General features: G+C 70.7%; 26 protein-coding genes. 14 read left to right on the top strand and 12 right to left on the bottom strand.

Annotated features, from left to right (window positions below):
* A partial coding sequence (locus DJ81_RS12405; RefSeq protein ID WP_141212585.1) for a folylpolyglutamate synthase/dihydrofolate synthase family protein occupies positions 1–1,480 on the bottom strand: 1,480 nt, incomplete at its 3' end.
* A 145-nt stretch (positions 1,481–1,625) separates the two neighbouring features.
* On the opposite strand from DJ81_RS12405, the gene DJ81_RS12400 reads away from it, so the two are divergent.
* The 3 genes from DJ81_RS12400 (at position 1,626) to DJ81_RS18845 (ending at position 3,716) form a co-directional block, all read left to right on the top strand.
* Positions 1,626–2,699: an ABC transporter ATP-binding protein gene (locus DJ81_RS12400; protein ID WP_094589949.1), complete on the top strand. Its 1,074-nt coding sequence runs from the start codon at positions 1,626–1,628 to the stop codon at positions 2,697–2,699.
* On the top strand, positions 2,696–3,451 hold the full coding sequence (locus tag DJ81_RS12395) for an ABC transporter permease (protein WP_094526991.1): 756 nt from the start codon (positions 2,696–2,698) through the stop codon (positions 3,449–3,451). Before DJ81_RS12400 ends, DJ81_RS12395 begins: the two co-directional genes overlap by 4 nt.
* 115 nt (positions 3,452–3,566) lie before the next feature.
* Positions 3,567–3,716 carry a zinc ribbon domain-containing protein gene (locus DJ81_RS18845; RefSeq protein ID WP_141211934.1) on the top strand — a complete coding sequence of 50 codons (150 nt, stop codon included), beginning with the start codon at positions 3,567–3,569 and terminating at the stop codon, positions 3,714–3,716.
* Positions 3,717–3,778: 62 nt separating this feature from the next.
* Here DJ81_RS18845 and DJ81_RS12390 read toward each other — a convergent pair whose 3' ends face one another.
* The 3 genes from DJ81_RS12390 to DJ81_RS12385 form a co-directional block, all read right to left on the bottom strand.
* Positions 3,779–4,234 (bottom strand): pyridoxamine 5'-phosphate oxidase family protein, encoded by a 456-nt coding sequence (locus tag DJ81_RS12390; protein WP_094521857.1) that lies wholly within the window; start codon positions 4,232–4,234, stop codon positions 3,779–3,781.
* 184 nt (positions 4,235–4,418) lie between these two features.
* Positions 4,419–4,574 (bottom strand): hypothetical protein, encoded by a 156-nt coding sequence (locus DJ81_RS19270; protein ID WP_170938315.1) that lies wholly within the window; start codon positions 4,572–4,574, stop codon positions 4,419–4,421.
* Positions 4,575–4,669: 95 nt separating this feature from the next.
* Complete coding sequence (locus DJ81_RS12385; protein ID WP_094521893.1) at positions 4,670–5,305, bottom strand: helix-turn-helix domain-containing protein; 636 nt, start codon at positions 5,303–5,305, stop codon at positions 4,670–4,672.
* A 244-nt stretch (positions 5,306–5,549) separates the two neighbouring features.
* Here DJ81_RS12385 and DJ81_RS12380 point away from each other — a divergent pair, with 244 nt between their 5' ends.
* The 5 genes from DJ81_RS12380 to DJ81_RS12360 all read left to right on the top strand — a co-directional run bounded on the left by DJ81_RS12380 (position 5,550) and on the right by DJ81_RS12360 (position 12,289).
* On the top strand, positions 5,550–5,939 hold the full coding sequence (locus tag DJ81_RS12380; RefSeq protein WP_094521858.1) for a helix-turn-helix domain-containing protein: 390 nt from the start codon (positions 5,550–5,552) through the stop codon (positions 5,937–5,939).
* A gap of 73 nt (positions 5,940–6,012) precedes the next feature.
* Positions 6,013–7,761 (top strand): PAS domain-containing sensor histidine kinase, encoded by a 1,749-nt coding sequence (locus DJ81_RS12375; protein WP_170938314.1) that lies wholly within the window; start codon positions 6,013–6,015, stop codon positions 7,759–7,761.
* Positions 7,762–7,898: 137 nt separating this feature from the next.
* On the top strand, positions 7,899–10,010 hold the full coding sequence (locus tag DJ81_RS12370) for an acetate--CoA ligase family protein (protein ID WP_094557863.1): 2,112 nt from the start codon (positions 7,899–7,901) through the stop codon (positions 10,008–10,010).
* Positions 10,007–11,068 carry a phosphotransacetylase family protein gene (locus tag DJ81_RS12365; RefSeq protein ID WP_094521860.1) on the top strand — a complete coding sequence of 354 codons (1,062 nt, stop codon included), beginning with the start codon at positions 10,007–10,009 and terminating at the stop codon, positions 11,066–11,068. Before DJ81_RS12370 ends, DJ81_RS12365 begins: the two co-directional genes overlap by 4 nt.
* Before the next feature lie 207 nt (positions 11,069–11,275).
* On the top strand, positions 11,276–12,289 hold the full coding sequence (locus DJ81_RS12360) for a hypothetical protein (protein WP_094589947.1): 1,014 nt from the start codon (positions 11,276–11,278) through the stop codon (positions 12,287–12,289).
* Positions 12,290–12,326: 37 nt separating this feature from the next.
* Here the strand turns inward: DJ81_RS12360 and DJ81_RS12355 are convergent, their stop codons facing one another.
* A complete protein-coding gene (locus DJ81_RS12355) occupies positions 12,327–13,454 on the bottom strand; it encodes a DUF373 family protein (protein ID WP_094521862.1) in 1,128 nt (375 codons plus the stop codon).
* A gap of 110 nt (positions 13,455–13,564) precedes the next feature.
* A complete protein-coding gene (locus DJ81_RS12350; RefSeq protein ID WP_094589945.1) occupies positions 13,565–14,305 on the bottom strand; it encodes a DUF6517 family protein in 741 nt (246 codons plus the stop codon).
* Between the two features lie 169 nt (positions 14,306–14,474).
* Between DJ81_RS12350 and DJ81_RS12345 the strand changes: the two genes are divergently transcribed.
* Together DJ81_RS12345 and DJ81_RS12340 are read left to right on the top strand one after the other, a co-directional pair.
* Complete coding sequence (locus DJ81_RS12345; protein ID WP_094521864.1) at positions 14,475–15,473, top strand: radical SAM protein; 999 nt, start codon at positions 14,475–14,477, stop codon at positions 15,471–15,473.
* A 111-nt stretch (positions 15,474–15,584) separates the two neighbouring features.
* Positions 15,585–15,881 (top strand): PRC-barrel domain-containing protein, encoded by a 297-nt coding sequence (locus DJ81_RS12340; RefSeq protein ID WP_094521865.1) that lies wholly within the window; start codon positions 15,585–15,587, stop codon positions 15,879–15,881.
* A gap of 200 nt (positions 15,882–16,081) precedes the next feature.
* Here the strand turns inward: DJ81_RS12340 and DJ81_RS12335 are convergent, their stop codons facing one another.
* The 4 genes from DJ81_RS12335 to DJ81_RS12320 form a co-directional block, all read right to left on the bottom strand.
* Entirely contained in the window at positions 16,082–16,336 is a 255-nt protein-coding gene (locus DJ81_RS12335) for a preprotein translocase subunit TatA (RefSeq protein ID WP_094589943.1), read from the bottom strand.
* Positions 16,337–16,402: 66 nt separating this feature from the next.
* The gene (locus tag DJ81_RS12330) at positions 16,403–17,746 is read right to left on the bottom strand and encodes an Nre family DNA repair protein (RefSeq protein WP_094526996.1); all 1,344 of its coding nucleotides are present in this window, start codon (positions 17,744–17,746) and stop codon (positions 16,403–16,405) included.
* Between the two features lie 56 nt (positions 17,747–17,802).
* A complete protein-coding gene (locus DJ81_RS12325) occupies positions 17,803–18,735 on the bottom strand; it encodes a hypothetical protein (protein ID WP_094589941.1) in 933 nt (310 codons plus the stop codon).
* An 84-nt stretch (positions 18,736–18,819) separates the two neighbouring features.
* Positions 18,820–19,812 (bottom strand): transcription initiation factor IIB family protein, encoded by a 993-nt coding sequence (locus tag DJ81_RS12320; protein WP_094521869.1) that lies wholly within the window; start codon positions 19,810–19,812, stop codon positions 18,820–18,822.
* A gap of 199 nt (positions 19,813–20,011) precedes the next feature.
* On the opposite strand from DJ81_RS12320, the gene rnhA reads away from it, so the two are divergent.
* Positions 20,012–20,608 carry a ribonuclease HI gene (rnhA, locus tag DJ81_RS12315; RefSeq protein WP_094526999.1) on the top strand — a complete coding sequence of 199 codons (597 nt, stop codon included), beginning with the start codon at positions 20,012–20,014 and terminating at the stop codon, positions 20,606–20,608.
* Positions 20,595–21,272 (top strand): hypothetical protein, encoded by a 678-nt coding sequence (locus DJ81_RS12310; RefSeq protein WP_094589939.1) that lies wholly within the window; start codon positions 20,595–20,597, stop codon positions 21,270–21,272. Before rnhA ends, DJ81_RS12310 begins: the two co-directional genes overlap by 14 nt.
* Before the next feature lie 142 nt (positions 21,273–21,414).
* Here DJ81_RS12310 and DJ81_RS12305 read toward each other — a convergent pair whose 3' ends face one another.
* A complete protein-coding gene (locus tag DJ81_RS12305) occupies positions 21,415–21,774 on the bottom strand; it encodes a PadR family transcriptional regulator (RefSeq protein ID WP_094521872.1) in 360 nt (119 codons plus the stop codon).
* A gap of 398 nt (positions 21,775–22,172) precedes the next feature.
* On the opposite strand from DJ81_RS12305, the gene DJ81_RS12300 reads away from it, so the two are divergent.
* Both DJ81_RS12300 and DJ81_RS19810 read left to right on the top strand, forming a co-directional pair.
* Positions 22,173–22,709 (top strand): inorganic diphosphatase, encoded by a 537-nt coding sequence (locus DJ81_RS12300; protein ID WP_094521873.1) that lies wholly within the window; start codon positions 22,173–22,175, stop codon positions 22,707–22,709.
* Positions 22,710–22,819: 110 nt separating this feature from the next.
* Complete coding sequence (locus tag DJ81_RS19810; RefSeq protein ID WP_254921631.1) at positions 22,820–22,945, top strand: hypothetical protein; 126 nt, start codon at positions 22,820–22,822, stop codon at positions 22,943–22,945.
* A 10-nt stretch (positions 22,946–22,955) separates the two neighbouring features.
* On the opposite strand, the gene DJ81_RS12295 is transcribed toward DJ81_RS19810, so the two are convergent.
* Complete coding sequence (locus DJ81_RS12295; protein ID WP_094521874.1) at positions 22,956–23,753, bottom strand: winged helix-turn-helix domain-containing protein; 798 nt, start codon at positions 23,751–23,753, stop codon at positions 22,956–22,958.
* Between the last annotated feature and the right edge of the window lie 38 nt (positions 23,754–23,791).

The raw sequence follows: 23,791 nt of genomic DNA, 5'->3' as shown, positions 1-23,791 counted from the left end.
CCGTGACGCCGCGCCCGCCCGCCCCGCCGACCGATCGCGGCGTCACGGTCCGGAGCCGGGCCGCCCGCGCCTCGGCGACCGCGAACAGCGACCCGACGAGCAGCACGCAGTCGTCCGGGTCGGCGCGGGCGACCGCGGCGTCGAGCGCGGCGGCCACGTCGTCGCCGACGGTCACCTCGTCGACGCCCGCGGTCCGGAGCGCGGCCGCGAGCACCTCCGGGTCCTCCGCGCGGTCGAGCGCCGGCCGACAGGTGACCGCCGAGGCGGCGTCGGGGAGGGCGCTCGCGGCGCCGGCGTGGTCCTTGTCGTGCATCGCGGCGTAGACGAGGTGGAGGTCGTCGTAGTCGTACTCGGCGAGCGTCCCCGCGAGCGTCCGGCAGGCCGCCGGGTTGTGCGCGCCGTCGAGCACCGTCAGCGGCGCCGTGTCGAGCACCTCGAACCGGCCGGGCCACGTCGCCCGCGCGAGCCCGTCGCGGACCGCGGCCGCCGGGAGGGAGTCGCCGTCCGCGCCCGCGCGGTCGGTCCCTCCGTCGCTGTCGCCGCCCTCACCGTCCTCCGCCCGTTCGGCCAGCGCCGCCGCGGTCCGGCGGGCCAGCGCGACGGCGACCCCAGCGTTCGTCGCCTGGTGGTCGCCGACGAGCGGGATCCGGTAGGTCCCCGCCAGCTCGCCGGCGAGCGTCACCTCGGCGTCGGTCGGGCTCACGCGGCCGTCGTAGGCGACGGAGAGGGCGGGGGACGGGTCGGGACCGTCGCCGGCGGCGTCGTCGGCGTTCCCGTCGGCGGCGTCTCCGTTGTCTCCCTCCCGATCCGTGTCCGTCCCCGCCACCGTCGCGACCGGCGCGCCCTCCTCCCCGGCGACCTCGCGGACGACGGCGAGCGCCTCGCCCCCGCAGGCCGTCACGAACGGCGCGCCCGGCTCGGCGATCCGGGCCTTCGTTCGGGCGATCTCGGCTATCGTGTCGCCGAGGACCGCGGTGTGTTCGAGCGAGACGTTCGTCACGGCGGTCGCCACCGGGGTGACCGCGCTGGTCGCGTCGTACTCGCCGCCGAGCCCGACCTCCAGCACCGCGACGTCGACGTCGCGGCGCGCGAAATCGCGGATCGCCATCGCCGTGACGACCTCGAAGAACGTGAGCGGCTCGTCGGCGGCCGCGCGCTCGACGAGCCACGGCTTGACGTCCTCGACGAAGGCGGTGACCGCGTCCTCCGTCATCGGGAGGCCGTCGACGCGGACCCGCTCGGCGAGCGCGGAGAGGTGCGGCGAGGTGTAGAGCCCGACAGAGAGCCCGGCCTCGCGCAGGATCGACTCGGTCATGCGCGCCGTGCTCCCCTTCCCGTTCGAGCCGGCCACCTGCACGAACGGCACGTCGTCCTCGGGGTTGCCGAGCCGGTCGAGCAGCGCCGCGACGCGCTCGGTCCCGGGCTTGACCGAGAAGCGGCGGAGGTCGAAGAGGAACGCCGCCGCCTCGTGGTAGTCCATGTCCGTGGGTCGGCGTCGGGTCGCTTAGGCGTAACGGACCGTGCCCTCGAACCCGGCACCGGTGGGCGGTTCCCGCCGCCGCGCCGGCCCGTCGCCTCCCGCCGCGAAGAGCAACCCTTACGCGCGCCGCCGACCGAGCGGACGCATGAACGAGACAGCGGCCGCGTCGGCGTCCGCGGTCGACGAGGCCGAGGCGGAGGGAGCCGACGGCGCCCGCGCCCCGGCCCTCGTCGGCGAGGGCGTCCGGCGGTCGTACGGCGACGTCGTCGCGCTCGACGGGGTCGACCTCCGCGTCGAGGCCGGCGAGGTGTTCGGGCTCATCGGCCCCAACGGCGCGGGGAAGACGACTCTCGTCCGGGCGCTGACGGGGACGACCGACGCCGAGGGCGACCTGCGCGTGTTCGGCGTCCCGCCCCGCGAGGTCGACCCGCAGCGCGTGGGCCTGCTCCCGCAGTCGTTCGACCCGCCGGAGCGCCTCACCGCGACCGAGTTGGTCGAGTACTACGGCGGCCTCTACGACGACGCCCGCGGCGTCGAGTCGGTCCTCCGGGACGTGGGGATGGCCGACGACGCGGACGCGTGGTACGAGACGCTCTCGGGCGGCCAACAGCGCCGGACCTGCGTCGCGACCGCCATCGTCAACGACCCCGACCTCCTCTTCCTCGACGAGCCGACGACCGGGATCGACCCGGCCGGCCGGCGGTCGATCCACCGCCTGATCGAGCGGCTCGCCGACGGCGGGACGACCGTCTTCCTCACCAGCCACGCGATGGACGAGGTCGAGCGCCTCGCCGACCGCGTCGCCCTCCTCCGCGACGGCGCCGTCGTCGCGGTCGGGCCGCCCGACGAGCTGATCGCCGAACACGGCGGCGCCCCCCGGTTGGACGTGACCCTCGACGGCCCCGCGAGCGACGGGCTCGTCGAGCGCGTCGACGAGCGCGTCGCGGCGAGCCTCGCTGGCGACGCCGACGCCGAGTCGACCCGCGAGGGGCTGCGGGTCCGAGGCGTTCGGCCCGAGACGATCGGCGACGCGGTCGACGCCCTCGACGCCGCCGGGGTCGCCTTCGAGTCGCTCGCGTGGTCCGAGCCCTCGCTTGAGGACGTCTACCTGCGGCTCACCGGCGAGGAGTACTCGCCGCGGGAGGGGCGGGCGATCCCGAGCGAGGAGACGCCGGCCGCGCCCGACGGCGGCGACGCACCGGACGGAGGCGGCCGATGACCCGCGTCGGCCGGATCGGCACCGAGGCGACCGCGGCGGCGCGGTCGTTCCTCCGGCGGCGAACGGCGGTGTTCTTCACGTTCTTCTTCCCGGTGATCCTCGTGGTGATCTTCGGCGCCTTGGTCCGCACCCAGCCGACCGGCGGGGGGCTGTTCGCGGAGCCGGCGGGGTACTACATCCCCGGCTACCTCGCGGTCGTCGTCCTCTTCACTCCCCTCTCGCGGGTCGGCTCGGAGATCGCCCGCCACCGCGACGGCGGCCGGTTCGAGAAGCTGGCGACGACGCCCCTCTCCCGCGCGGAGTGGCTGCTCGCGCACACACTGGTCAACGTCGCGATCATCGGCGCGGCGAGCCTGCTGATCTTCGGGCTCGTCCTCGCGGTGACCGACGCCGAGCCGGTCGTCTCGCCCGCGCTCGCCGTCCTCCCCGTCTTCGTCGCCGTCGGCGTCGCGCTGTTCTGCGGGCTCGGCGCCGTGCTCGGCGCGCTCACGGACTCGCAGGACGGCGTGATCGCCGCGAGCAACACGGTCGCGCTCCCCCTGCTCTTCCTCTCCGAGACGTTCGTCTCGCCCGACCTGCTGCCGGCGTGGTTCCGGCCGGCCGTCGCCGCCTCGCCGCTGACGTACTTCGCGCGCGGGACGCGGGCGATCGTTCACGAGCCAGGCGCGTGGGTCGGCGACCTCGCCGTCCTCTCGGCGCTCGCGGTCGCGTTCCTCGCGGTCGGCGCGTACGCGGTCCCGCGGACGGACTGAAGCGGGAACGGCATCGAACTAAGCCGGAAGGGTACCCGACGGGGGACCCGCCGTCCCCGAAGCCGGTCATTTATATCGCACGGTGCCGTCTCGGAGAGACGAGAGAGGTCCAGTGTTGACGACCGTTCAATTCACCTGTTCGGACTGCGCGCAGACCATCGAGGTCAACGAGGAGATGCGGGAGACGATCCTCGCCACGGGCTGTCCGGTCTGTACGACCGGCGCCAGCGAGGGCGACTTCTCCGACGATACCGACGACAGATAAGGTCTCGCCCGGACGGGTCGCTCGCCGGGTGACGATCGAAAATCAGCGCGTCAGCGGCCGCCTCACTCGTCGTCGCGCTCGACGACGATCGTCCGCCCGGTGAGTCGGTCGGGGACGAACCGATAGAGGTCGATGTCGAGGTCGGGCTTCCCGTCGGCCCAGATCTCGAAGAGGGGGCGGCGGGTCTCCCCGTACTGCGCGATCGTCTCGGGCGTGAGCTCGTCGAGGTCGACCCTGCGGAGCGTGCCGACGCCGACGACACTGCCGTACTCGTCGCCGTCCTCCTCGTACACCACGATCCGCGCCTTCGGGTTCGAGGCGAGGAACTCACGCTTCTCGCTGTCGGGCGTCGACACCAGCCGGAGGAAGGCGTCGCGGGACTCCTCGTCGAATCCATAGGAGATCGGGATAGCGTACGGCGTCTCGTCGCGCGCAAGCGAGAGCACGCCGGTCTCGTGGTGCGAGAGGAACGCGTCGACCTCCGCGTCGGTCATCTCGACCTCGCTGTTCGTCGCCATACGCAACGAGTCGGCGTACGCCCGGATAAAGGACACGAGACGGATCGGACCGCGGAGCCGGCGAGGCGGGTGGAGGTCCGCGCGCTCGACGGGCGGAGGTCTGCGCGCTCGGCGGGCGACGGCGATGCGGTCGACGTATCTCGGGGTAACGGCGGGGAGAGCCGAGGCAAACGACGGGGCGGCGTTACGCGGTCTGGGGGTCGCTGATGTCGCTCTCGGTGACGGGTTCGCCGCAGACGACGCAGCCGACGTCGAGCAGCGTCGCCCGCATAGCGTCGTCCACCTCGATCGACCGACGGCACTCCGGGCAGACGAACGTGTGAGTCCCTGGACTCGTCATGGATACGAGTACGACACAGACACTCATGAAGGATGGTTTGGATTCCTGAAGTTTCGGAATCCGATCAACGGCGGCTCTCGGTCGCACGCGGCCGCTCAGTCCAGTAGCGACGAAAGCAGCTTCCGCTGTGCGGCCGCGATATGCTCGCTGAACGTCGAGCGGTCGATGCCGAGCGATTCGGCGACCTCGCCGGCGTTCGCCCCCTTGGGGTGATCGAAGTAGCCGGCGTCGTAGGCGGCCGTGAGCACCTCGCGCTGACGCTCGGTGAGGTCGCTCCGGTCAACGGTGACCAGGTCCGACTCCTCCGGCGTCGACGACGACTGGAGGAGCCGCAACACCTCCATGTCCGGGGTCGACTCCCGGAACGCGTCGAGCACCGATCGGAGCGTCGGGAGATCGGTCGCGTGGAACGTGACGAGGAGGCGCCCGTCTCGGATCGTCGTCTCCGAAACCGGCAGCCCGTGCCGGTCGAGCACCGCGAACGGCGAGTCGGCCGAGGAGTCGGCCTCGAACCGGTACGCGGCCTTGGCGCCGTAGTCGAAGACGACGTCGACCCCCTCGGGCACCGACAGGTCGGCGTCGGCGATGAACTCGAAGACGGCCGACCCCCCGGCCCCGTCCGGCGTGCTCCGCGCGACGCTGTAGATCGGGCTCGAACCGTCGGCGACGCCGTCGAACGGCGACGGCGTCCCCGTCGGGAGCGAAACCTCCGCTCTGATGCCGGATCCCATCTGCATCCGTCCGTGACCGCCCCCGGGCAAAACGTTGACGCCGTGGGCCCGTCTGCGGTCCCGCACCCCGGTGGTCCCGCGTCCCGGCCTCGCTTCGCGCCGCGACGCGATCGGGCGCCTCGCTCCGCGCGGGCAGGCACCCCGCCGCGAACGGGTCGGAGGCGACCGATTCCGGCGCTCACTTATAAAATACCCCTCATATACAGGGGCGGTGTTGGGGTGGGTGGAGCGGGTACCTACATCCATGAAGCGACAGGCCTCGTACGCGACTGGACCGACGACGGCGACCGAGGGAGACGAGACGCTCGACGCGACGTTCGACGCCCTCGCGGACCCCGACTGTCGGGCGATCCTCGGCGCCGCCGACACGCCGATGACCACGAGCGAGCTGGCCGACGCGTGCGACATCGCGCTCTCGACGGCCTACCGGAAGGTCGAGCGACTGAGCGAGACGCCGCTCCTGGTCGAGGGAGTCCGCTTCGACCCGGAGGGAGACCACGCCGCCGAGTACAGTCGCGGCGCCACCGACGCGGCGGTCGAACTCGGTGACGACGGCGTCACGCTGACCGTCGAAGACGGGAGCATCGACTCGCTCACCGCGCCCCCCGAGACGACCGGGATCTCTGCCGACTGACTCTGAAACGCCGGTTTTTCGGGCTGATAATCGGGCGATCAGCCTTATGTGCCGCCCGGAGAACCCGTACCGTATGAACGCCGGTCCGGATCCCGAGACCCTCCTGAACCTCGCTCAGGACAAGGTCGTGGTCCTCGACGAAGACGGGATCTATCGGCACCTGAACGCGGCCGCCACCGACGTGATCGGGTTCGACCCGGAGGCGCTCGTCGGGACGGACGCGTTCGATCTCGTCCACCCGGAAGACGAGGGACGGCTCAGGGAGACGTTCGCGGCGGTCGTCGCCGGCGAGGTCGACCCGGACGAACCGATCGAGTACCGGTACGCCACCGCGGACGGCGGGTGGGTGTGGCTCCGGACGCGGGTTCACACCCCCGGGGAGACGGGCGTCGACGGCTACGTGTTGACCTCCCGCGACGCGACCCGCGAGGTGGAGTCGCGGCGGCGCCTGGAGACGATCGCCTCCGTGTCTCCGGACGTGTTCTGGATGTTCTCCGCGGACTGGTCCGAGCTGTTGTTCATCAACGACGCCGTCGAGAGCGTGTTCCACGTCGCCCCCGACCGGCTCCGTCGGAACCCGGAGAGCTTCCTCGACGCGGTCCACCCCGACGACCGACCGTACGTCGAACGAGCGATGGAGCGGCTCTCGGCGGGCGAGTCGGCGCTGATCGACTACCGGCTCGGGACGGAAGACGGGACCACCCGGTGGGTTCGAGTGCCCGGCGAGCCGGTCGTGGAGAGCGGGGAGGTCGTCGCTGTCACCGGGTTCGCGCAGGACGTCACCGACGAGTACCGCCGCGAGCGACAGCTCGCCGTGATGGACAACCTGCTCCGTCACACGCTCCGCAACGACATGAACATCGTCGACGGCACCGCGGAGCGGATCGTCGACCGCGTGGCGGCCGCGGACGCGTTCGACCCGGAGGCGTGGGAGAGCGAGGGGGCGGGGACCCCCCCGACCGACCCGGAGGAGCTGGCCGAACTCGGAGCGGCGCTCGCGGAGGACGCCGAGACGGTTCGGCGGGTCGCCTCCGATCTGCTGACGACCGCCGAGAAGCAGCGCGGGGTCATCGACCTGCTTCGCCAGCGCGGCTCGCCGCAGTCGGTGGAGGTCGCCCCCGTCGTCGAAGCGGCGCTCGACATGGTCGTCGACGACTGCGACGGCCGCGGCGAGATCGACGTCAGCTACCGCGGACCGACCGCCGACGGAGCGGCCGACGTCGAGCCGAACGGCTTCGAGCCGACCACCGACCGGGACCGCGACCCCGACGCGACCGCGGACGGCGATCCCGTCGCGAGCCTCTCCGTCTCGTACCCGCGAGGCGTGCGGGCGTTCACGCATCCGGAGCTCGACTACGCGATCGCCGAGCTCGTCGAGAACGCGATCGAACACGCGGAGTCGACGCCGCGGGTTCGGGTCGACGTGACCGAGACGACGGAGTCGGTCGGTATTTCGATCCGCGACAACTGCCCGCCCATCCCCCCGGAGGAGCGGTACGTCATCACCGACCGGTGGGAGATGGACGACCTGCGCCACACGGGCGGGATGGGGCTCTGGCTCGTGTACTGGGTCGCGAACCGATCGGGCGGCGACCTCTCGTTCGACACGCACGCGGACGGCAACGTCGTCACGCTCACCGTCCCGAGCGTCGGCCGGGAGGCGGGCGAGGAGTCGCTCACGGCGAGACCGCCCGGGCGACCCGAGACGGCGGTGGGACGCGCGAACGCCGGAAGCGACGTCACGGGACACGCGGCCGGGAAAGAAGTCGACGGTCTGGAGGACGTCGGTCCGGGAGCGGGGAGCGGGTCGGAGAGCGATTGAGGACGGGGACGAACCGCGCCGATCCGCGGACGGTCCTCGTCCGACCCAGACGATTCCGAACGGTCGTTCGTTATTGACTCCGCTACCGAAGACGCTCCCACGGATCTTAAGCCACAGGTTCGCGTAGATTCACCTTGATGGGTACGCTCAACGAGCTGTTCGACCCGGATCGGGTCGCCGTCGTCGGCGCGACGTCGCGCGAGGGGGCCGTCGGCCGCGCCGTCACGTCGAATCTCCTCGACGATTTCGACGGCGACACCGTCCCCGTCAACCCGAACTACGACGAGGTGCTCGGGACGCCCTGCGTCGACGAGGTGGCCGACGCCGACGCCGACGTCGCCGTGATCGTCGTCCCGCCCTCGATCGTGTTGGACGCGATCGAGGCGTGCGGCGCCGCGGGCGTCCGGAACGTCGTCGTCATCACCGCCGGGTTCGGCGAGACGGGGGAGGACGGGGCCGCGAGGGAGCAGCGTCTCGCGGAGATAGCCGACGAGTACGACCTCAACCTCGTCGGCCCCAACAGCCTGGGGATCATGTCGACGCCCTCGGGCATGAACGCGACGTTCGGCCCGGAGAACGCGCTCCCCGGCGGGCTCTCCTTTATGAGCCAGTCGGGCGCGTTCGTCACCGCGGTCCTCGACTGGGCCAACGACAACGGGATCGGCTTCAAGGACGTGGTCTCGCTCGGCAACAAGGCCGTACTCGACGAGACGGACTTCGTCGACCACTGGGGGTCGGACGAGGAGACCGACGTGATCATCGGCTACCTCGAGGGGATCGAGGACGGCCGCGAGTTCATCGAGACCGCCCGCGAGACGACGCAGGACACCCCGATCGTCGCCGTGAAGTCAGGGCGGACGAGCGCCGGCGCGCAGGCCGCCTCCTCGCACACCGGCACGCTCGCCGGCTCCGACAAGGCGTACGAGGCCGGCCTGGATCAGGCCGGGGTCATCCGCGCGGAGTCGGTCGACGAGCTGTTCGACTCCGCCGGTATCCTCGGGAGCCAGCCGCTCCCGGACACCGACAGCGTCGCCATCGTCACCAACGCCGGCGGCCCCGGCGTGATGGCGACCGACGCCGTCGGCGACGCCGACCTCGACATGGCGTCGTTCACCGCCGAGACGAGCGACGCGCTCGCCGAGTCGATGCCCGACGAGGCGAACATCCACAACCCGGTCGACGTGATCGGCGACGCCGACGTGGAGCGGTTCCGCGAGGCCCTGGAAATCACCGTCGCCGACGACAACGTCGGGGCCGCCCTCGTGCTGGCCGCCCCCACGGCGACGATCGACTTCGCAGACCTCGCGGACGCCATCGAGGCGGTCAGCGAGGAGATGGACGCCCCCGTGGCCGCCTGTCTGATGGGCGGCGACCGGACGCGCGAGCCGAAACAGCAGCTCCAGGCGCGGGGGATCCCCTGCTACTTCGACCCGGCGCGCGGGATCGAAAGCCTCGCGACGCTCGCGCGGTACCGCGACATCAGGGAGCGCGAGTACGACGACCCGATGTCCTTCGACGTCGACCGCGAGCGCGCCCGCGGGATCCTGGAGACGGTGCGCGACCGCGACGACAACCGCCTCGGCGTCGAGGCGATGGAGCTGCTGGACGCGTACGGGATCCCCACGCCCGACGGCGAGATCGTCGACACGCCCGAGCGCGCCGCCGAGGTCGCCGCCGGCGTCGACGGCGACGTCGTGATGAAGATCGTCTCGCCGGACATCCTCCACAAGTCCGACATCGGCGGCGTCGCCGTCGGCGTCTCGGACGCGGACGTGGCGGACACCTACGAGGACCTGATCACCCGGGCGCGCAACTACCAGCCGGACGCGACCGTGCTCGGCGTGCAGGTCCAGGAGATGGTCGATCTGGAGGACGGCGTCGAGACTATCGTGGGCATGAACCGCGACCCGCAGTTCGGCCCGCTGCTGATGTTCGGGCTCGGCGGCATCTTCGTGGAGGTGATGGAGGACACCACCTTCCGCGTCGCGCCCGTCTCGGAGCCGGAGGCCCGCGAGATGACCGAGGAGATCCAGTCGGCGCCGCTGCTGCGCGGCGCCCGCGGCCGGGACCCGGTCGACGTCGACGCCGTGATCGAGACGATCGGTCGGCTCTCGCAGCTGGTCACCGACTTCCCGGCCATCCTCGAACTCGACATCAACCCGCTCGTCGCACTGCCCGACGCCGACGGGGCGAACGCCGCCGCCGTCGACGTGAGACTCACCGTTGACCCGGAGGAACTCGACCAATGACAGACACCACCACGACACTCGTCACCGCGACCGGAGAAGGCGCCGGAAAGACAGCGATCACCGTCGCGCTCGCTCGGCTCGCCGCCGACCGCGACCGCAGCGTCGGCTACATGAAGCCGAAGGGGACCCGCCTCCAGTCGAACGTCGGCAAGACGCTCGACCAGGACCCGATGCTCGCCCGCGACGTGCTCGGCCTGGACGCCGAGATGCACCAGATGGAGCCCGTCGTCTACTCGCCGACGTTCGTCGAGGGCGCGATCCGCGGCACCGAGGACCCCGACGCGCTCCGCGACCGGGTCCGCGAGGAGTACGATGAGCTCGCGGCCGAGCGCGACCACATGTTCGTCGAGGGCGCCGCCAGCTGGACCACCGGCGGCGTCGTCGACCTCACCGACGTCGACATCGCCGAGCTGCTCGACGCGCGGGTGGTGCTCGTCGCGGGGTACGGCTCGCCGAACGACCTCGACGACGTGCTCGCGGCCGCCGACGCCTTCGGCGACCGGCTCGCCGGCGTCGTCTTCAACAAGGTCTCCGACGACGCGTTCGACTCGCTCGACCAGGACGGGATCCCGTTCCTCGAGTCGAGAGGGATCACCGTGTTCGGCGCGATCCCGCACGAGAAGGAGCTCGCGGGCGTCACCGTCGGCGAGCTCGCCGACGAGCTCGGCGCCGAGCTGCTCACCGACGCCCCGACCGACGGCTTCGTCGAGCGGTTCCTCGTGGGCGCGATGGGCGGCGACGAGGCGCTGCGGTACTTCCGGCGCGCCCGCGACGCCGCCGTCATCACGGGCGGCGACCGCGCGGACGTCCAGACGGCCGCGCTCGAGGCCTCGGGCGTCGCGTGCCTCGTCCTGACGGGGGGACACCGGCCCTCGGGCGCGGTGCTCGGGAAGGCCGCCGACGCCGGCAAGCCCGTCCTCGCGCTCAACACCGACACCGTCACCGCGATCGATCGGGCCGAGGGGATCGTCCGCAGCGGCCGGACCCGAGACGCGCGCACCGTCGATCGGATGGCGGAGCTGCTCGACGCGCACGTCGACATCGACGCGCTGGTGTAGGAAGGCGACGCGCTGGTGTAGGAAGGCGACGCGCCGGTGTCGGAGGGCGACGCGCCGGTGTCGGAGGGCGACGCGCCGATGTCGGAGGGCGACGCGCCGATGTCGGGGGCCTCCGGCGGCGCCGTCACCCCCGCAATCGCCGCCCCGTCCGTCGCCGCGGGCGAACGTCTGACATACTGTTTTCAGGGAGGACGACGTAGGCGGCGTATGACCAGTCTCTCGGAGGCGTACGGCGGACGGGGACGCTCCGAGGTCGACCCGCGTCGGCTCTACCTCGGCGTGGGCTCGTTCGTCGCCGGAACACTGCTCCTCGTCGTCGGGCTCCTCGTCGCCGCGGAGGTCACTCTCCCGAGCGGCTACAGCTCCGGCGAGGCGCGGCGGCTCGGCGGCGTGCTCGGCGGCGTGGGCGTCCCACTGGTGTTGCTCGGCGTGATGGCCGTCCTCCCCGCGGACCGCAACACGCGGGTCGCCGCCGTCGTCGGGGCGAGCGTGATGTGCCTCGGCGTCGCGCTGTTCGCGTACGCCTACCCCTACCACTGGGTCAGCGGACCGCGACCGGAGCTGACCGACCTCACGCTGCCGACGGCGGGGCTGTACTTCGTCGGCGCCGCGACGGCGCTGTGGAGCGTCTTCGTCGGCGTCGCCAACTTCAAGACGCGCAACGACCCCGGGGGCACCGTCACGATGGAGGTGACCCACAAGGGCGAGACGAAGATTATCGAGGTCGAGCGCGACCAGATCGACGGGATGGGCGGCGTCGGCCTCCTCGGCGGGACCCCCGACGGCGACGTGGAGACGCAGACGAACCGACCGGACCGGGCGGGACGGACGGACGCGACGACCGGGAACGGGGCGACGACGAGTTCGGGAACCGGTCTCGGCACGGGCTCGTCCGGAGGCGTCTCGGGCGAGCGACGGGGGGGCTCCGCCGGCGTGAGCGACGGCGGCGAGGCCGACACCGACATCCGGTCGCCCCTCGGCGACGCGGGACCCGCCGACGGGCCGAACGGACCCGCGGGGCCGGGCTCAGACGGGCGGGCCGGCGCCGACGTCTCGCCCGGCGTCGACGCCGCCGCGCGGGACGGCCCCGGCGACACCTACTGCGGGAACTGCACGCACTTCGACTACGTCCGGACCGATCAGGGGATGCAGCCGTACTGCGACCATCACGACGAACTGATGGACGACATGGACGCCTGCGAGGAGTGGACGCCCCGGTAACGGACCCGGCCGCTCCGCCGCCGTACCGCCCCGCAACCTACCCGCTCTTCCGCTCGCCGACGCCCGTCGCCGACGGGAGCTGCGACTCCGCGACGGCGAACGCGAGCGTGCTCAACACGGCCGTGAGCGTCCCGGCCGCGAGCGCCATCGCGAGGTCCGGGAGGCCGAGCGACGTGACCCCCCGCGCGTCCGGGAGGAAGAAGCCGGAGACGGCGTACAGCACGACCGCGATGGAGAGCACGTAGAAGGGGGCGTTGAGGTACCGCCACCGGAACCGGCCGCCGAGGTACTCGTCGGTGATCTGACCGAGGCTGGAGGTGACGCCGGCGACCGCGAGCCACTGGACGAACCCGTGGACGAACGCGGCCAGCGTCACGCCGGCGGTGATCGACCCGCCGCGGACAGCGCTGACCGTCTCGACCGTCTCGACGCCCTGCACGCCGCCGACGACGATCAGCGCGAGCGCGACGACGTACGTGACGAGGGTCACGCGCCCCGTGTAGAGGACGTTCCGCACCGTCGAGGCCGCCCCGTCGACGGTCTCCTCCAGCCCGAGCCCGCGGAACAGCGAGTAGAGTCCGACGAGCCCGGAGAGGATCCCCAAGACCGCCGCGCCGGCGACGTCGAAGAGGTTCGCGACGACGACCAGCGGATAGATGAGGAGGAGGACGCCGAGGGGGACGAGAATCGTGCCGCGGGTCTCCGGGTCCGCGAGCACCTGCTTGATCGTGTAGTAGAGCGATTCGAGGTCCTGCGCCTGCCGGACGACGACGCGTCGCATCCCGTCGATCGGCATCCGCGAGCGGATCACCGGGAGGACGGATTCGTCCTGCGCGCCGTCGGTGATGACCACCGCGGAGACCTCCTCGCCGGTCGACAGCTCGGCGAGGACGCGGTCGACCTCCTTCCCGACCGCGCGGTTCGCCTTCACGTCGGACCCGTCAACGCCGGTGACGGCGGCGACCTCGACCGCCTCGCCGCCGGCCGCGAGTTCGTCGTGGACGTTCACGCCCTGGAAGAGGACGTTCACGTCCGAGTCCTCCGGGTCGGCCGTCGCGAGTGCGACGGCGGCCTCCGTGACGTCGTCGGCGCCGATCACCGGGGTCGGGATCCCGGTCTTGCGGCCGAGGTCGTCGTCGAGGTCGACGCAGAGGACCAACAGCATTACGCGACGCTATGCGAGGGGCCGGCATATGTTTTCGGCTCGGAGCGGCGGCGCACGGGGGCGGGAGTTTCCGGCCCGTGTGCCGGTCGCGTCTCCTCGGTCGGGTCGGCTCAGTCCCCGCCCGACGCCGGCTCGTGTTCGATCCCGTTCATCATCTGGCGGACGTTCTCGCCGTCGCTGAATGCGGCCGGGTACGCGGCGAGCGGGAGGACGAAGTCGTCGCCGGCCGCGACCGGCTCGCCGATGTGAAGCTCCAGTTCCGTGCTCGTCCCCGTCCCCTCGATCTCTCCCTCGGCCGTGTACACGACGACCTCGGCGTCGGCGCCGAGGACCGTCGTCGTGTACTCCGAGCCGCGCTCCAAGTCGCCGACGTTCTCGTAGCGGTTCAGGATGAGCTCGGCTCGATCGCGGGTGCTCATCTCGGCGATCGGGTTGAGCGCCTGCCCGAGCACCTGCACCTGCGGCGTCGTCACCGCGGCGAAGACGGCGGCCTGGTAGCGCTGGCCGAACAGCTCGACTGCCTTGTCGTACTCGGCGACGGTGTTCGTCACGCGGACCTCTCGGGTTTGTCCGCCGACCTCGAACTCGCGCGAGACGGTCCGGTCGGTCACCTCGTTGAGCTCGTACCCGCTCTCCGACAGCGTCGCGTCCGCGACCGTCGCGGTCCCCGCGGTGAACTCGGCGGGCTCGCCGGTGGCGACGTCGAGCGCGGTGCAGCCGGCGAGGCCGGCGAGCGCGACTGCACCGCCGGCGGCGAGCGCGCGACGGCGAGTGTACGGCCCGGCGTCGGCCGACTCGGACCCGGCGTCGGCTGACTCGGCTCTCTCGTCTGCGGTCGGCTCTCGGGTCATGGCCTCCGGTCGCGTCGGGGGCGGTACATACTTTGTGTTCGCCCGGTCCGAGCGGTCGGGTCGCCGGCGCGTCACGCTCGCGGCGCCCGCGACACCGGCGTGATAACGCCTCTCCCGGGAACGCGGAGTTCGCACGCTTTTTCACGCCGCGGCCGGTAGGAGGGGACAGATGATCTCCAAGGGCTGTGAACAGTGCGCCAAGGGCGGTAAGATGGTGCTGTTCGTCTACGGCTACTGCGACCAGCGGGACTGTTTCTACTGCCCCCTCGGAGAGAACCGGAAGAACGTCACGGACGTGTACGCAAACGAGCGGAAGGTGGAGTCCGACGAGGACGTGATCGAAGAGGCCAAGCGCATGAGCGCGCTCGGCACCTCGATCACCGGCGGCGAACCGCAGGAGGCGATGGCGAAGACGACCCGCTACCTCGAACTGCTGAAAGACGAGTTCGGCGAAGACCACCACACGCACCTGTACACCGGGATCACGGGGGGCCGCGAGAACATGCGCCGCCTCTCGGAGGCGGGGCTCGACGAGATCCGCTTCCACCCGCCGGTGGAGCTGTGGGGCGACATGCACGGGACCGAATGGGAGGAGATCCTGTACATCGCCCGGGAGGAGGGGCTCACGCCCGCCTTCGAGATCCCCGGCATCCGCGCGGAGCCGGAGTTCCTGGAGTTCTTAGACGAGGGCGCCGCTGAGTTCTGTAACATCAACGAGTTCGAGATGTCCGACGGTAACTACCGCCGGATGCAGGAGGAGGGGTTCGAGCTACAGGAGGGCCACATGTCCGCCGTCGAGGGGTCGAAGGACGACGCGATCGTCTCCGAGATGGCGAGCCACGAGAAGGTGTACTTCTGTACGTCGGTGTTCAAAGACGCCGCCCAACACCGGAACCGGCTCAAGCGGATGGCGAAGAACATCCGCCGCGAGTTCGACGAGGTGACCGACGACGGCACCCTCGTCTACGGAAAGGCGTTCGCCGACCCCGAGCGGTTCGAGTCGCTCGGCGTCCCCGAAGACTTCTACACCGTCAAGTCGGACCACGTCGAGATCGCGTGGTGGCTCTTAGAGGAGATGATCGAGGACGGCGACCTCGACGAGGGGGAGATCGTCGAGCAGTACCCGACCGTCGACGGGACCGTCGTCGAGCGGACGCCGGTCGCCTGACGGCGTCTCAGTCCTCGCCTCCGCGTCGCATCGGTACGATATCGATCTTCCTTCTTCTGTGGGACGCGACCACATACCACACTTATGAGGGACCGGTGCGTACCCCCGCGCATGGCCTCCGAAGAACCCGTATTCGCCGACGTGAGCATCGGACAACCGGTGTACGACGAGGACGGCGAGGAACTCGGGACGGTCCGAGGAGTCGACGACGACGGCTTCTACGTCACGTCGCCGTCGGAGTCACGGCAACTGGGGCTCACCGACGCCCGCGACGTGTTCGGCACCGCCTACGTGATGTGGCGCTGTTGGGAGTGCGGCGAGATGGGCGAGATCGGGACGGAGCTTCCCGATAGCTGCCCGAACTGCGACGCGCCGCGCGAGGACCTGTACTACTGGGCGGAGGACTGATACGGAGTGTTAACGACGACGGGAGCGAGCGACGCGGGCAGAGAGTCTGGGGATTCTACCCAAACGTGAGCTGTCGCTGATCGGGATTTATCATCGAATCACGTCGCGGTGAATCCCTCCGTAGCAGCCGCTCGCGGGGCGAGAGCGAAGCTCTCGCTCACAGCCGGCGCTACGCACCGGCGACGCCACCGCATCGGGGTTTATAAGCCATCGTCGTCGCCGTCGCGGCTGTCCGGCTCGTCGTCCACCTCCTCGCGGAGGCGTTCGACCTCCGCCTCCAGGTCCGCGATGCGGTCGGCGTCCGCCTCCTCGCTATCAGAGCGCAGTTTGAGGAACACCACGCCTGCCGCGATGAGAACGATTGGAACGCCGAAGAGGAGGACGAGGATGATCAGGATGATCACGAGCTCGGGACCGGCTGGAACGCCGCCGAACGCGGGGACGGTGGGAACCATGAGGCCACACACTCGGTGACGCGACTAAAGCGATCGGGGCGGGGACCCGCGGTCGCCTCCGCGACCTCACCCGACGTCGGCGAAGTCACTGAGATTCGCCTGCAGCCCGGCCGCGAGCGTCGACTTCCGCCGCAGGCGACCGAGCGACACCGGGAGGTGCTCGGCGACGCCGCGGACCGCCTCGCCGAACGTCTCGGCGGTCCCGCGCTCCCCGTCGAACGCGTTCCTGACGGCCTCGCGCACCTGCCAGACGCCGACGGGGCCCCAGTAGTCGTCGGAGACGTGCCGCAAGACGAGCGCCTTCGCCTGTCGCCCGCGGTCGTCGAGGTGTTCGAGGACGCCCAGCCGGGCCGCGTAGTAGGCGCCGGCCGTCTCCTCGACGTACCCGGTCCGGCCCTCGCGGCCCTCGCTGGCGGCCGCGAGGGAGACGCCCGCCTCGGGGTCCGGGTTCCAGATCGAACCGGGCGACTTCATCTCGACGAGCTCGTACTCCCACCGCCCCGGCGCCAGAACGACCCAGAACGCGTTGCCGAGGTACTCGTTGCGGTGGACCTCGATCCGGTCGACGGTCGGGTTATCGCGGATCGAGCCGCGAAGGAACTGCCCGACCGTGTCGTCGACCGCCGTGATCGACCAGCGCGTCGGGACGAGCCGGCGGTTCTCTCCGCGCCCCAGCGCGCCCGCGGAGAGGATCGTGTTGATCTCGTACACGTCGAACCCGCGGCGGTAGAGGTACGTCATCGCGCCCTCGGCGCGCCAGTCGTCGTCCTCCAGGGTCTTCTGTATCGGGCGGGGGACGTGCGGGTTCTCGCCGAGCTCCGCGGTGCGGGCGGCCGCGCGGGGTCCGGTCGGCGTCTTGATGTCCTGCGTGCCGACGTCGAAGTCGAGGTCGGGCGCCCCGTCGAGCCCGATCTCCACGTCGACCGGGCGGTCGGCGATGGCGACCTCCCGCTGGACGCCGACCCAGCCGTTCCACGCGTCGTGGACGCTCGCGGCCGCGTCGGCGCCCGCGGTGACGGAGGCGGAGACGCCCCCCACGGCGTCGGCGCTCGCACCGACGTCCCTGACGTCGACGCCGCGCGCCGAGTTGAGCAGGCTGGTCCGGCGGTCGAACACGTCCGAGATGGAGACCCCTTCGTCGTACCACGACGCGGAGGTCTCGAACGCGGCCGCGCGCTCCTCGCGGCCGACCGGCGACAGCAGCCCGGTCGAGACGTTCGGGTAGTCCGAGCGACCGACGAAGATGGAGGGGGAGACGCTGCCGACCACGGCGTCGTCGGAGACGTGCTCCTCGAAGCGCCGCTCGAAGGAGTCCAGGCGGTCCAAGATGCCGTAGTCCTTCTCGGCGGCGAGGCGCCGCCGCTCGGCGCGCTCGTTCGCCTCGAACTCGATGAACTCGTCGAGACGCATTCGCCGGTGCTAGGGGCGAGTCGGACTTGACGATGTCGCCGTCGGCCGGGCGGCGGTCAGGTCGCGAGCGACGTGACGCCGGCCGGCAGCGTCGCGCCGGTGCTCCACGCGCCGTCCTCGCGCACGACCAGCGGCGCCGGCTCCTCGGCGGCGAACCCGTCGTCGTCGACGCGCAGCGTCCCGCCGACGAGGGCGTCCCCGGTGACAGCCCACGAGACCACGAACGCCGGGTCGGCGGCGGGCACGGGGTCGGCATCGGCGTCGAACTCCCCGTCGTCCGCGGGCGCCGAGAGTGTCACGCCCGAGGGCGCGTCCGGCCCCCAGCGGTTCGCCCCGGCGTAGAGCCGCCCGCCGTGGACGATCGCCTCGCGGAAGTAGTTCGCCCAGAAGTCGCGGAAGTCGGTGTCGAGCCGGTGCCACCGGTCGCCGTCGTCGGTCCGGTAGAGCCCGTTCCCGGTGGCGGCGACGACGCCGCCGTCGCCGAGCACGCGCAGGTCGTGGACGTCGTCGTGGACGCCGCGGCCGTACCGCCGCCAGAACTCCCCGCCGAAGGCGTAGACGCCGCCCGGTTCGAGCCCCGCGAGGACCCCGTCGTCCGGGTGCATGGCGAGCGTCCTGACGCTCGGCTCGCCGTCCGGCGCCCGGTCGCGCCACCGTTCCCCGTGCGGATGCGCGGCGAGGTCGCCGACGGGGTCGAACCGCCAGTCCCCGGTCTCCGGGTCCGGGCCCGCCCGCTGTACGCCGACCGGCCGGGTGCCGACGAGGACCGTCTCCGGACCGGCGAGGACGGAAAACGGGTCCTCGGAGAGCTCGAAGCGGTCCCACTCGGTCCCGTCGGTCGAGCGGAGCAGCCCCTCCTCGGTCGCGGCGATTCGGGCGTCGCCGCTGCGGACGACCTCGCGGACCCGCCCGCACGCGGCGACCCGAGTCGGGTCGTCCAGCGGATCGTCGAGCCGATACAGCCCTCGGTGCGTCCCGCAGACGAGCATGCGTTACGGTACGTGCGCGCGAGCCGAAAAACACCGCGCCGCTCTCCCGCGCCGGCGCCTAGTCGTGGATCCCCGTCGCTTCGTTCAGCTGTGGATCCCCATCGCCTCGATCTGCTCCTGGTACCGGTTGCGGATGGTGACCTCCGTCACCTGCGCGACGTCGGCGACCTCGCGTTGGGTCTTCTTCTCGTTACACAGCAGCGAGGCCGCGTAGATCGCGGCGGCGGCGTACCCGGTCGGGGACTTCCCGGAGAGGAGCCCCTTCTCGGCGGTCGTCTCGATGATCTCGTTGGCCTTCGACTGGACCTCCTCGCTCAGTTCGAGCTCGGAGGAGAAGCGGGGGACGTACTTCTTCGGGTCGACCGGACGCATCTCTAAGCCGAGCTCCTGGGAGATGTAGCGGTACGTCCGGCCGATCTCCTTGCGGTCGACTCGGGAGACGTCGGAGATCTCCTCCAGCGACCGGGGAATGCCCTCCTTACGACAGGCGGCGTAAAGGGCGGCGGTGGAGACGCCCTCGATCGACCGACCGCGGATGAGGTCCTCGTTGAGCGCGCGTCGGTAGATGACCGAGGCGACCTCCCTGACGGATCGGGGGACGCCGAGCGCGCTCGCCATCCGGTCGATCTCCGAGAGCGCGAACTGGAGGTTGCGCTCGCCCGCGTCTTTCGTCCGGATGCGCTCCTGCCACTTCCGAAGCCGATGCATCTGCGAGCGCTTCTTCGAGGAGATGGATCGTCCGTACGCGTCCTTGTCCTTCCAGTCGATCGTCGTCGTCAGCCCCTTGTCGTGCATCGTCTTCGTCGTCGGGGCGCCGACGCGCGACTTCGACTGCCGCTCCGAGTGATTGAACGCGCGCCACTCCGGGCCGGGATCGATCTGTTCCTCTTCGACTATCAGGCCGGTCTCCTCGTGAATCAGTTCGCCGTCCGCCGTCCGCGTCAGGTCCGCGGGGTCGAAGTCCTCCGGGTCTAACTCCTCCGGGTCCAGCTCTTCCGGGTCAATTTCGTTTTCGTCGACGTCCTCGTCCCGCACACGCTGCCGGTCGTGATCCCGTTGCCGGGTGGGCCGTGTCATCGCATTTATATACTATCTTAACGGATTAACTTAAAAGTTCGTGAGAGACGGGGATCGCCCGACCGCGCGGTGAGGCGCCGGCGAGGGACGGTCTTCACCACACCGGCGACGGACCCGACTTCACCGCACCGACGAGGGACGGTCTTCACCGCACCGGCGACGGACAGGCCTTTGACGCGCCGGCGACGACTGCGAACGAATGCCGACGATCGACTGCGATCCGGTGACCGCGCGGACCCGTCTGGAGGACGCCGGCGTCCGGATCGAGCCGGGAAACACCGCCCACGAGCGGTGGCGCGCCGAGCGCGAGGGCGCCGTCGCCGTCGCGTACGACGACAAGGTCGTGGTACAGGGGAGCGACCCGACGCGGCTGACGAACCTCATCCGCGAGGGGGGCGGCCGCGCGCACGTCTACTTCGACGGCGCCTCCCGCGGGAACCCCGGGCCCGGCGCGGTCGGCTGGTGTCTCGTCACGTCCGACGGCGTCGTCGCCGAGGGCGGCGAGCGGATCGGGACGGTCACAAACAACCAGGCCGAGTACGCCGCGCTGATCCGGGCGCTGGAGGCGGCCGACGAGTACGGCTTCGAGGCGATCGACGTCCGCGGCGACTCGGAGCTGATCGTCAAGCAGGTGCGCGGCGAGTGGGACGCCAACGACCCCGAACTGCGCGAGAAGCGGGTGCGCGCCAGAGAGCTGTTAGCGCGGTTCGACCGGTGGTCGATCGGCCACGTTCCGCGGGAGATAAACGCGCGCGCCGACGATCTAGCGAACGAGGCACTCGATGACGCGAACTAACGACGAACCCCCGGAGTGGGCGAAGGAACGAGCGCGAGAGGTGATGGCGGCCGAAGAGCCCGAGGGTGACGGGGACGCGGCCGAGGACGGCGCGAGCGACGACGATCGGGTCCCGGACGTGCCGGTCGAGGTCGTCGACGAGGCGGAGCGGCTCACGCGGCTCGCCCGGCGGACCGAGGACGACGCCGCCGCCGCGTTCTACCGCGAGCGCCGCGACGAACTCGTCGCGGGTCACGACTACGTCCCGCGGCTCCGCGAGGACGACGACACCCTCGTGTTGTACCCCGACGAGTGGATGGCCGACGGGACGGTGCAGCTCGACCGGATCGAGACCACCGACCGGGCCGTCGAGGTGTCGCTGTCCGGGCCGGGCGACGCCGACCGCTACGACGAGATCGCCGCCTACAACGAGGCGGTCGCCGACGCGGTCGCCGACGCGCACGGCGAGCCGCACGCCGACACCGCCCGCAGCTTCGCGGCGTTCATGAGCAATCACTACGTCCGCGCGGTCGACGACGCCGCGCCCGCGGTGCGCGAGGAGTTCCGGGAGGAGTACCTACCGCGGAACGGCTGGCCGACGGACGAGCAGCTCGCCGCCGTCGAGGAGTCGCTGACGGTGATCGAGTCGGTCGCCGCCGAGGTCGACGGGCCGGACTCGCCGTAGTCGAGCCCCGGATCGGCGGTCGCGGCGTCAGCGACGACGGCGCCGTCGCTCGGGAAGTCGGAAGCGCGCGGTTTTCACCGCGCGTGCGTGTGCCAGAATTGCGTCGGTCTCTCGCCGGTGCGTCCCGCGGGGCCTTCGGGCGTTACTCGCCGAGGAGCGCGCGAATCTCGTCGCCGCGCGCCTCGTCGGTAACGAACCGGTCGAGGACCCACTCCAGCTGTCCGAGGACCGCGTCGTGGCCGGCCTCGGTCAGCTCGTACTGGTTCGTCCGCTTGTCGAGCTCGCTCTTTTCGACGAGCCCGTCCTCGACCAAGTCGTCGAGGTTGGGGTAGAGCCGCCCGTGGTTGACCTCGGAGCCGTAGTACGCCTCCAGCTCGCGCTTGATGGCGAGCCCGTACATGGGTTCCTCCGACAGAATCGCGAGGATGTTCTGTTGGAACGCCGTTAGGTCCGATGCCGGTCGCGCTGCCTCCGTGTCAGTAACTGCTTGTGCCTCTGACATAGTTGACTGAAGGGAAGCCGAACTTATAACCTTTCTCAAGGTTCGTCGGTGTTTAAATACCTAGCTGCGGAAGAAACCCCTGATACCCCCGATATCGGAGCTATCGGATGCGACGCCGCCGATACGGACCGACCGCCGCATCCGAGTGATCGCCGGTCAACGAGACGCATCCGTGACGATCTATCAGACGAATCGGAAGGTTCGGGTGGAAATTGACAGTTGATCAACTGGTAAACCGGCCGGATGTCGGTCGAGGAACGGGGCTCCGAAACGGCCGGATCGACGAGACGATCGATCAAAAGCGGGGGTCACGTCGACGGGGCTCCGGCCTCGCCGAGGTCGCGACGGCGAGGGGAACCCGAAAGGACTTTGCGACCCTTGGACCGAATATCTGGCACATGGTCAACCTCTGGGAAGAACTCGAGACGGGTCCGGACGCGCCCGACGAGATCTACGCGGTCGTGGAGTGTCTCAAGGGCGAGCGGAACAAGTACGAGTACGACAAGGACATCCCCGGCGTCGTCCTCGACCGCGTGCTCCACTCGAACGTCCACTACCCGTACGACTACGGCTTCATCCCGCAGTCGTACTACGACGACGAGGACCCGTTCGACGTGATGGTGCTCGTCGAGGACCAGACGTTCCCCGGCTGCGTCGTCGAGGCCCGCCCCGTCGCGCTCATGAAGATGGACGACGACGGCGAGCAGGACGACAAGGTGATCGCGGTGCCCACCGAGGACCCCCGTTTCGACCACATCGAGGACCTCGCGGACATCCCCCAGCAGATCCGCGACGAGATAGACGAGTTCTTCTCGACGTACAAGAACCTCGAGGCCGGGAAAGAGGTCGAGACCCTCGGCTGGGAGGACAAGGCGGCCGCGAAAGCGGCGATCGAACACGCGCAGGACCTGTACGCCGACGAGTTCGGCGAGTAGCCCCGAAATAGGAGAATCGGATAACCACTGAACATACCCTCCCGCGGGCGGGATGCGTTATGCCCATGAGTAATTTTTAGTCGGTGCGTCGCGTACGCCCAGACAGAGCTATGAGCGCGAGCACCCCGTCCGTCGGCATCGACCACCCGACGGTCGTCCCCGCCAACTTCGATCCCGACCGCCGCGACGACGACCGCGAGTCCCCGGGGGACTCCGACGGCGACACCGAGGCGTAATCGCCTCAGATCAGGCGTTCTCGACGACGGCTGACAGCCGGCTGGCGTCGGCGACGAACGACTCGAACCGGTCGTCGACCCACTCGACCACCGCCGGGTCCGTGGACTCCAGCACGCATCGGGGGTTGTTCCGGCGGTCGTACGCCGTCACGCAGGCGACGTCGTCGCACCTGAACACGCCGTACTCGATCGGCTCCGGCGAGACGTAGACCGTCGCGTCGTCGTCGTCGAGCGCTCGGTCGGTCGCCGGCCCGAAGTCGGCGATCGACGCCTCGACGACGTCGCGGTCGATGACGAGCTCGACCTCCGCGCCGGCGTCGAGCGCGGTCGCGGCCGCCCGGTTGAACTGCTGGATAACGATCGGCGAGACCGCGCGGATCTCGGCGCCGCAGCCCTCGCGGAGGAGCTCGGTGATCCGGTCGACCGCGGCGAGCGGGTTCCCGTCCGTCGCGACGGTCAGTTCGCCGGCGTCGAGCGCTTCCGGAGGGAACTCGGCGCCCACGCGTTCGAGGTCGGCGGCGAACCCCCCGTACCGGTCGGCGAGCTCAACCTCGTCCAACAGGGCCTCGTACGCGTCGTGGACGCGCTCCCCCGTCGGCGTCACGCGGTAGGTCGCGTCGCGTTTGACGACCCAGTCGCGCTCGCGGAATCCCCCGAGGATCCGCTGGACCGTCGTCCGGGTCGCGTCGACCGCGTCCGTCAGCGCGGCCGGGCGACGCGGCTCCCGCCGGAGCGTCCGGAGGACCGCGACACGGACCGGCGACCCGGCGAGGTACTGTGCGCCGTCGTGTCCGTGGTCGGCCGTCATCGTATACGCGGTGGCTACGGGTACCGCACGCTTAATCG

This window comes from Halorubrum sp. Hd13 (assembly GCF_002252755.1).
GTDB lineage: Archaea > Halobacteriota > Halobacteria > Halobacteriales > Haloferacaceae > Halorubrum.
This window is presented reverse-complemented; position numbering and strand designations above follow the sequence as displayed.